This window comes from Deltaproteobacteria bacterium, assembly GCA_029210625.1.
In the GTDB taxonomy this organism is placed as follows: domain Bacteria; phylum Myxococcota; class Myxococcia; order SLRQ01; family SLRQ01; genus JARGFU01.
This window is the reverse complement of the sequence record JARGFU010000033.1, coordinates 35626-44416: the sequence shown is the minus strand read 5'-3', so window position 1 is coordinate 44416 and position 8791 is coordinate 35626. Positions and strand designations below refer to the sequence as shown.

Here is an 8791-nt window from a genome sequence, read left to right as displayed (position 1 = left end):
GCGCCCGCCCCTCGCCGCCCGCCGCCGCCCCCGCCACCCGCCCCGCGCGCGGGGTCCGGCTCCCTCTCGCTGGAGAGCGTGCGGCGGCTGGCGAACCGGGGGGATCACGACGAGGCGCTGCTCGGCCTCGCCGCGTACCTGCGGGAGCACCCCATGGATCCCACGGCCTACCTGCTCGGCGGCGTCCTCCACCTGGAGAGCGGTGACCTCCCGGGGGCCGAGGAGCACCTGCGCAAGTGCATCTACCTCGAGGACGGCCGGGCCGCCGCCCACCTCCACCTGGGGATGGTCCTGGAGCAGCGGGGAGACCTCGAGGGCGCCCGCCAGGCCCTCGGCAACGCCCTGGTGCTCGCCGCAGGCGGGAGCTCCGCGGTCCACCCCGGAGAGCTCTCCCCGGAAGAGGTGGCCCAGATCGCCGGATCTCAGCTCAACCGCATGGCCGAACGAGGGAGGGTCCAATAGATGAGTGACCGACGAGACGCCGCGCGCCGCACCATCGACTGGGACACGATCCGCGCCCGTATCCTCGAGCAGAAGAACGAGCTCGACCACCAGACCCTGAGCGCGGCCGAGATCGACCGGGAGCTGCGCGCGCGGGCGATCAAGCTGGCGCGGACCGAGCGGGTCGCGATCGAGGATCGGGGGCGTGAGCACCTGGCGTTCTGGATCGGACGCTCCCGCTGCGCCATCGACCTGGCGCTGGTCGGCGGTGTCGTCACGCCGCGCTGGATCACCACCCTCCCGACCGCGCCGAAGCGCCTCTCACGGGTGATCCAGGTGCAGGGGGTCATCGTCCCGGTCGCCGACCTCGTCGAGGTGCTCGGCGTGAAGGCCGACGCGGAGGTCGAGTACCGCCGCGCCGTCCTGCTCAAGCACGGCTCCCGCCACCTGGCGATCCTGACCCACCGGGCCGAGGACATCGTCCGCCTCGAGCTCGACACCCTCTCCTCGCCCGAGCGTGACGCCGCGGGCTTCATCCGGGGCATCGCCCCCGACATGACCATCGTCCTGGATGGAGAGACCCTGCTCTCCTCCCTCAATGCCGCCCCCGGCCGGGGCGAGACCCCGAGCCCCTCCCCCCTCAAGGTGACACCATGAAGTGGCCCCTTCGCCGCAAGTTCTACTTCGCGTTCGGCGTGATCATCGCCGGCCTGCTCCTCGTCATCGGCCTGCTGATCAACCTCCTCGGCAACATCGAGGAGAACACCGCCGAGCAGCGGCGGATGGAGGAGCTCGTCCGGGTCGGCGACCTGATGCACGAGCAGGTCGTGCTCGCCACCAACGAGGGTCAGCTCTACCTCTTCGGCAAGGGCGCCGGGGGGGAGGAGGACGAGCTGGTGACCCCGGTGGACCGGGTGCACTCCTTCCTCGACATCTACGAGGCCCTCGCTCAGCAGCTCCTGACGACCATCGGAGACGTCGAGGACGTCGAGGCGCGGGCGATGCTGGAGGCCAACCTGGGTGAGGCCCGGACGCAGGCCACCCGCTACAAGGAGGTCTTCGACACCGCGGTCGCGGCCTTCGAGGCCTTCGGGAGCCAGGACTCGGGCCACCTCGGCGCGTTCCGGGACCGGGCCCGGGAGTTCGAGGAGCTCTCCGCCGGCCTCTCCACCAGCAAGATGACCCTCGCCTTCCTGCGGATGCGGCGGGCCGAGCAGGAGTACCTCCTCGAGCGTCAGCAGGAGCAGGTGGAGCGCGCCGAGCAGCAGGCCGGGGTGCTCCGCGAGCTGGTCGGCAGCGACGTCTCCGACGCCGCGACCCGTCAGCTCCTCCAGGAGAAGATCGACGCCTACCTCGTCAGCTTCAAGGCCGCCGTGGCGGCGAAGAGCGAGTACGAGGGCCTGATCCAGGAGCTCTCCCAGGTGACCGCCAACATCGGCGACACCATGGACGCCCTCCACGGCTTCTCCGAGGAGGCGAGGCACTCCCTCGAGGAGGAGAACACCCGCTCCTCCGACTTCGCCACCACCCAGCTGCTGATCGTCTTCGGGCTGATCATCGTCTTTTCGATCGTCGTCGCCCAGCGGATCTCCTCGGTGATCGTCGGCGCGGTGACCGGGCTGATCGAGGGGACCCGCAAGATCGCCTCCGGTGACCTCACCACCCTGGTGCAGGTGAAGACCACCGACGAGCTCGCCGATCTCGGGAGCGCGTTCAACCAGATGACCGAATCGCTGCGGGAGATCTCCCTGCAGGTGAACGAGGCGGCCGCCGCGCTGGTCAGCACGATCGGCGAGATGAGCACCACCGTGGCCGAGCAGGCCGCCTCCCTCGAGCAGCAGGCCGCCTCGGTGGCCGAGACCGTGGCCACCGTCGAGGAGATCACCCGCACGGCCAACCAGGTCTCCGAGACCGCCACCGGGGTGGTGGGCAACGCCTCCAGCTCCCTGGCGGTCTCCGACCAGGGCAAGGACGCCGTCGACAAGAGCGTCGAGGGCATGGTCGGCGTACGCAGCCAGGTCGAGGAGATCGCCACCACCATCCTCGACCTCTCCGAGAAGACCCAGCAGATCGGCACCATCATCGCCACCGTCGACGACTTCGCCGAGCAGTCGAGCCTCCTGGCGCTCAACGCCAGCATCGAGGCGGCCCGGGCCGGCGAGGAGGGCAAGGCCTTCTCCGTCGTCGCCGGCGAGGTGAAGAACCTGGCCGAGCAGAGCCGCCAGGCCACCGAGCGGGTGCGCGCCATCCTCTCGGAGATCCAGCAGGCCACCCACACCGCGGTGATGGTGACCGAGGAGGGCAGCAAGCGCGTCGAGCGCGGTGTCGAGCTCATCGAGGGCGCCGGCACCATCGTCGAGGAGCTGGCGGTGACCATCCGCAGCTCGGCGGACTCGGCCCGGCAGATCTCGGCGGCGGCCCAGCAGCAGGCCGGCGGGGTCTCGCAGATCGCCACGGCGATGGCGGGCATCGAGGAGTTCTCCCGCCAGAACCTCCTGGCCATCCGGCAGACCGAGCAGGCCTCCCAGAGCGTCACGGCGATCTCGGAGCAGCTGCGGGCCTCCACCTCTCGGTACCGGCTCAGCTGATGGGTACCCGGAAGGCCAAGGCCTCGGTCAAGCTGCTGGAGATCTTCCACGCCGAGGCTTCCGAGAACCTCCAGCAGATCAGCGAGATGCTGCTCGAGGTCGAGCGCGACGAGAAGGAGCGAGGGCCTCGTCTGGCCGAGGTGATGAAGGCGGCCCACTCCCTGAAGGGCGCGTCGGGCGCCGTCGGCTCGGAGGCGCTCCTGGCCCTGATGCACGACCTCGAGTCGTGTGTGTCGACCCTGGTGGAGGACGGTGAGCGCATCACCTCGGACAACCTGGCCTCCCTCTACCGCTACCTCGATCTCTGCACCCGGCTCCTCGACGTCGTCTGCCTGGGCGCCAGCGCCGAGGACCTGAAGATCCCCGAGGTGCTCGCAGACATCGCAGGGCGCTTCGGCGCCTTCACCGAGCTCGACGCCGAGGTCGAGAAGGTCGTCGCCCAGGCGCGCCCCCTGGTCGCGGGCGGGGGCGAGGCGGCCCCGGTCCAGCGCGCCGTCGAGGCCGATGGCGGCGCCCGCAGCGTCCGGGTGGCCACCGAGAAGATCGACCGGCAGCTCGCCGACATCGAGGAGCTCGTGCAGCTCGAGTCCCTGGCCGTCACCCACCTGGCCGAGGCCCGAAAGGTCCTCGAGACCATCCAGCAGTGGCACCAGGCCCTCGGCCGGACCCGCTCGCTCCTGGCCAAGGCCCGGGGCGACAAGCTGCGGGGCCGCGCCGAGGACGAGCTGCGCCACCTCGTCGACACGCAGCGCGAACTCTCCGACGACGCGCTGCGCCTCACCGAGGCCCTCCACCGGGACCTGCTCACCCACGGCCGCAGCCTCGAGGGGCTCTCCCACCGCCTGCGCGACGACATCCGGGTGATCCGGATGCTACCGGTGGACATGGTCTTCAGCCCCTTCAAGCGGATGGTGCGTGACATCGCCATCGACCAGGGCAAGAAGGTCAACCTGGTGATCCGCGGCGGCGAGACCGAGGTCGACCGGGACCTCATCGAGGTGCTCAAGGCCCCGATGAACCACCTGGTCCGCAACGCGGTCGATCACGGCATCGAGGACGGCGAGACCCGCCGGGCGATGGGCAAGCCCGAGGAGGCCACCCTCGAGCTCTCCGCCTCCAGCCGGGCGGGCACCATCGAGGTCTTCATCACCGACGACGGCCGCGGGCTGGATCCCGACTTCCTGCGGGAGAAGGCGATCTCCCGGGGGCTGCTGAGCAAGGACGAGGCCGCGGCCCTCGACGACCAGCAGGCCCTCGATCTGATCTTCCACCACGGCTTCAGCACCGCCGGGACCATCACCGACGTCTCCGGCCGGGGCGTGGGCTTGGCGGTGGTCCGGCAGGCGGTCGACACCCTCGGCGGGCGCCTCTCCCTGCGCAGCCGGGCCGGGATCGGCACCGAGTTTCGCCTGGTGCTGCCCCTCTCCCTGGCCACCCTGCGCTCCCTCCTGGTGAAGGTCGCGGGGGAGTCGATCGCCATCCCCGTCTCCACCGTGGAGCGGATCGTCCGGATCGAGGCCAGCGAGATCCAGCAGGTCGACGACGGGCAGGTGATCGACGTGGGCGGCCGCCCCCTGGGGGTCTTCGCCCTGGCGCAGGCCCTCGAGCTCCCCGCCGAGGCGTCCAACGTCCCACGCCGCCCGGCCCTGGTGCTCTCCACCGGCAGCCTCACCGAGGTGGCGGTGGTCGACGAGATCGTCGGCGAGCAGGAGACCGTGACCAAGCCCCTGCCCGAGCAGATGCGCGGCCTCTCGGTGCTCTCCGGGATCACGGTGCTCGGCACCGGGCAGATCGTTCCCATCGTCAACGTGCACGAGATGCTGCGCAGCCGCAGCGGCGCCCTCGCTCCCCTCTTCCGGGCCGAGGAGGCCCAGCAGCGGCGGCGGCGGAAGATCCTGGTGGTCGACGACTCGATCACCACCCGCACCCTGGAGCGCTCGATCCTCGAGGCGGTGGGCTACCAGGTCTCGGTCGCCACCAACGGCGTCGAGGCGCTGGAGCTCCTGGCCAAGGAGAGCTTCGAGCTCGTCCTCTCCGACGTGCAGATGCCGCGGATGGATGGCCTCACCCTGGTCAAGGAGATCCGGGGCATCGACAAGCTGCGCAAGCTGCCGGTGGTCCTGGTCAGCTCGCTGGCCGCCGACGACGACCGGCAGCGCGGGATGCAGGCCGGCGCCAGCGCCTACCTCACCAAGGGCGAGTTCCGGCAGGAGGACCTCCTCGAGGTCTTGAGCCGGCTCCTCTGATGATCGGGGGGAGCGTCCGGCTCCCCCCCGAACCCCCCATCTCGAGCAGGTCGAGCCACGGGACCGCTGCGCTCCGACGGCTGGGCGCCGCCTGGAGCGCGCTGCTGCCCCGGGCTATTCGTCGGAGATCTGGGCGGCCATGTAGTTCTGGATGCCCACCTGCTCGACGAGATCGAGCTGCGCCTCGAGCCAGTCGATGTGCTCCTCCTCGGAGGCGAGGATGCCCTCGAGCAGGATCCGGGTGCCGTGGTCGCTGACCGAGTTGCAGAAGGCGATGCCCTCGGCGAGGCGCGGGACGGCGTGGACCTCGAGCGCGTGGTCGACCTTGAGCTGCTCGTGGACCGACTGGCCGATCTGCACGTTGCCGAGGCGCTGCACGTTGGGGTGCCCCTCGACGTAGAGGATGCGCTCGATGAGCTGCTCGGCGTGCTTCATCTCGTCGATCGCCTGCTTCTTGATGGCGTCGTGGAGCTTCTTGTAGCCCCAGTTGCCGCACATCTCGGCGTGGACGAAGTACTGGTTGATCGCGGTGAGCTCCGCGGTGAGAACGTCGTTGAGGATCTCGATGATCTTGGGGTCGGCAGCCTTCATGCGAGCTTCTCCGTGGCAGATGGCGGGGGTGGGGTCAGGCCCCCGCCAGCGCGTCGCGCAGGTGGCGCCAGGAGAGGGGCGCCGACGCATCGACCTGGGCGGAGGGCTCCTGAGACTGCGCCTGCTTCACGATGAGGGCAAGGAGGTTGCGGCAGGAGCCGCAGTCGGTGCCGGCTCCGAGGCGGGCCGCCACCTCCTGGGGCGTGCGGGCGCCCGCGCGCACCTCGTCGCGGATCCGGGTGTCGGTCACGGCCTTGCAGCTGCAGACGATCATGGGTTCACCTTTCGGCAGGGGGAGCGAGAGAGCCTCGCCCGATCATTGTAAGAAATTGAAAATCATTTGCAACTAAATAAATTGTTGTTCCCTGACGGCCACTTAGCGTGCCGCGTTCCTCCCCCCGAAAGAGGATAGAGTGGCCCGGTGAAGGTTCCCCGCCCCTTTCCCCTGCCCCTGGTGGTCGCGCTGCTGGTGGCGATCTTCGGCCTGCTGGGCCTCCTCACCCTGCTGACCTTCCACCTGGCGGAGCAGACCGGCCTCCCCTTCGAGTGGACCATCTTCCCGGTGCTGGTGCTGCTGACCTTCGGCTCGGTGGGCGCGGTCCTCTGGAAGTTCGCCCGGGCGCGCAAGCTGGTGCTGCGCAACCAAGAGGCGGTCGTGCTCCTGAACCAGGGCCGCCCCACCGAGGCGGCCGCGATCTTCGACGCGCTGATCCGCGAGAGCCGCGGGCTGCGCAACCTGCGCGCGCGCTTCCTGATGAACCGCGCGGTGGCCCACCTCCACCTCGACGAGCCGGAGGCGGCCGTCGAGCTCGCCCTCCCCCTCCTGCAGGCGGGCTGGTTCCAGGGTCAGCTCGCCGCCTACCACGGCCCCGGGGTGGCGACCGCCCTCACCCCGCTGATCCTCCTCGATCGCCTCGAGGAGGCCGAGGTGATCCTGCGCCGCGAGCTGCCCCGGGTCCCCGAGACCCAGCGCGGTGCGCTCCTGCCCCCGCGGATGCTGCTGGCGCTGCGCCGCGGGCGGCGGGACGAGCTCCTCGCCCTCGCGATCGCCGAGCGGAGCGCCGCCGAGGCCATCCTGCCGGTGCGGGCCCTGCGCCTGGTCGATCTGCTCCACGCCCTCGCCCTGCAAGAGAACGACCCCGAGCGCGCCGACGCCATGCTCGGCGCCCTCGAGCTCGACGCGCCGGGCCTGCGCCCCTACCTCGCCCGCGTCCCGGAGCTCTCCCACCTCGCCACCGGCCCGACGATCCTGCCCTTCGAACGCCGCTCGTGAGTTCGCAGTAGGATGGGGATCTTGAAGCGCCTCGCCCGTCCCGCCGTCCTCGTGCTCGCGCTCCTCCTGGGCCTGCCGGTCCTCGCCGGGGAGGAGGGCCGCAGCGTGATCTACCGCCTGGAGGTCCACGAGCCCCACCCGGCCCGGGCGCCGGCGAAGGAGAGGCGCCGCTGGTGGCAGCGCAAGCCCAAGCGCGGGACGGAGGGCTGGGCCCTGCCCGAGCATCCCCTGGAGCAGCGGGTCCACCGCTGGCTGAAGGCGAAGGGCCTGCGGGTCCTCCCGCCGGACAGCCGGGAAGAGGCCGAGGTCCTGGTGGGCCTGGTCACCCTGCGCTCCCTCGAGGGCCAGGAGCCGATGACCCGCGACGAGGTCCAGCCCTTCGAGGGCGAGCTCTCGCTGCGCTGGCTCTCCCGCCGCGGTGAGATCCAGCAGCACGCCCAGCTCATCCGGCGCGGGACCCGCGAGAAGATCCACGAGGCCTTCCTCGAGCTGATCGAGGAGCGCTTCGCCGAGGTGGTCGACGCCCCCGGTGCCCAGCGCTGGCTGGCGCTCGAGATCCACGGGGTGGGCTTCGCCCGCCACTCGGCGCTGCAGGCGGCCCTGCTGGCGAGCCCGGAGGTGGACGAGGTGGTGCGGCGCGAGGCGACCCCCGAGCTGGCCCGCTGGGAGCTGCGCGCCTACCGGCCGGCCTCCGAGGTCGGCGCGTCGCTGCACGGCCTCTCCCTGGGAGAGGACACCCTGAAGGTCGTCGCCCAGGGGGAGACCCGGCTCGTCCTCGAGCTCGCCGCCCGCCCCGGGCCGCCCGCGCCCTAGAGGACCTGCAGGTCGTAGGTCGCCCCGAGGGTGACCGTGAGGAAGTGCAGCCAGTTCTTCACGTAGCCGTCCCCCGGCCCGTCGGGCTCGCTCTGCCCCACGGCGCCGCCGCCGAGGTAGCGCAGGTTGAGGAAGAGGGTGGCCCCCCCCTCGAGCTCGAGGCCGGCCCGCAGGCTGGCGTCGAGGATCGCCCCGACCACCTCGTTGTCGCTGCCGTTGATGTAGCTGATCGGCGCATAGAAGCCGTCGGCCTCGGCGCCGACCCAGAAGGAGCGGGAGAGGGGCTGCCGCCAGCGGGCCTTGAGGATGGGCACCGGCCCCACGTCCCGGCTGTTGCGCAGGATCGTTCCGTCGAGGGTCTCGAAGGTGATGGTGGCGTCCCGCAGCTGGAGCGAGACGCCGAAGGAGAGCTCGCGCTCGGGGCCCGGGGCGAAGTCGTAGAGCCAGCTCGCCCGCCAGAAGGGGAAGCCATAGACGAAGCGCACCGGGGTGCCGGCGGGGTAGGTCGCCTCCGAGATCACCAGATCGCGGGGCAGGATGTTCACCGTGTCGATCTTCAGCGGCTGGTAGAGGAAGACCAGTCGGTGGCGCGCGTTCAGCCCCAGCTCCATCGAGAAGCGGCTGACCGGGAAGAGGACCTCCTGCCCGCCCTCGGCCTTGTAGTCGATGAGGGTGCCGTCCTGATCGAGCTGGATGACGTGGGAGAGCACGCCGAGGTAGCCCAGCTCGGCCACCGCGCGGACGGTCATGCTTTCGGCCTCGGGCTTGGCCTCGGCGATGGCCAGCGCCGGGAGCAGGCTGGCGATGAGGGCGAGCTTCGTTTTCCTGTTCATGATCGA

The 8791-nt window shown here is 70.8% G+C and carries 9 protein-coding genes; 6 read left to right on the top strand and 3 right to left on the bottom strand.

What is annotated here, in order from left to right:
* The 4 genes from P1V51_22325 to P1V51_22310 all read left to right on the top strand — a co-directional run.
* On the top strand, positions 1-462 hold a 462-nt coding region (locus tag P1V51_22325), incomplete at its 5' end, for a tetratricopeptide repeat protein (protein ID MDF1565788.1).
* Positions 463-1098 (top strand): chemotaxis protein CheW, encoded by a 636-nt coding sequence (locus P1V51_22320; protein ID MDF1565787.1) that lies wholly within the window; start codon positions 463-465, stop codon positions 1096-1098.
* Positions 1095-3029 (top strand): methyl-accepting chemotaxis protein, encoded by a 1935-nt coding sequence (locus P1V51_22315; GenBank protein MDF1565786.1) that lies wholly within the window; start codon positions 1095-1097, stop codon positions 3027-3029. Before P1V51_22320 ends, P1V51_22315 begins: the two co-directional genes overlap by 4 nt.
* The gene (locus P1V51_22310; GenBank protein MDF1565785.1) at positions 3029-5275 is read left to right on the top strand and encodes a hybrid sensor histidine kinase/response regulator; all 2247 of its coding nucleotides are present in this window, start codon (positions 3029-3031) and stop codon (positions 5273-5275) included. The genes P1V51_22315 and P1V51_22310 overlap by 1 nt, the downstream gene beginning before the upstream one ends.
* A gap of 114 nt (positions 5276-5389) precedes the next feature.
* Here P1V51_22310 and bfr read toward each other — a convergent pair whose 3' ends face one another.
* Both bfr and P1V51_22300 read right to left on the bottom strand, forming a co-directional pair.
* Positions 5390-5866, bottom strand: a complete 477-nt coding sequence (gene bfr / locus P1V51_22305; GenBank protein ID MDF1565784.1) for a bacterioferritin — start codon at positions 5864-5866, stop codon at positions 5390-5392.
* Between the two features lie 34 nt (positions 5867-5900).
* The gene (locus tag P1V51_22300) at positions 5901-6140 is read right to left on the bottom strand and encodes a (2Fe-2S)-binding protein (GenBank protein MDF1565783.1); all 240 of its coding nucleotides are present in this window, start codon (positions 6138-6140) and stop codon (positions 5901-5903) included.
* Positions 6141-6287: 147 nt separating this feature from the next.
* Here P1V51_22300 and P1V51_22295 point away from each other — a divergent pair, with 147 nt between their 5' ends.
* On the top strand, positions 6288-7139 hold the full coding sequence (locus P1V51_22295) for a hypothetical protein (GenBank protein MDF1565782.1): 852 nt from the start codon (positions 6288-6290) through the stop codon (positions 7137-7139).
* Between the two features lie 21 nt (positions 7140-7160).
* Positions 7161-7952: a hypothetical protein gene (locus P1V51_22290; protein MDF1565781.1), complete on the top strand. Its 792-nt coding sequence runs from the start codon at positions 7161-7163 to the stop codon at positions 7950-7952.
* On the opposite strand, the gene P1V51_22285 is transcribed toward P1V51_22290, so the two are convergent.
* Positions 7949-8785, bottom strand: coding sequence for a hypothetical protein (locus P1V51_22285; protein MDF1565780.1), 837 nt, complete (start codon positions 8783-8785; stop codon positions 7949-7951). The two genes, P1V51_22290 and P1V51_22285, sit on opposite strands and share 4 nt — an antisense overlap.
* Positions 8786-8791 lie beyond the last annotated feature (6 nt).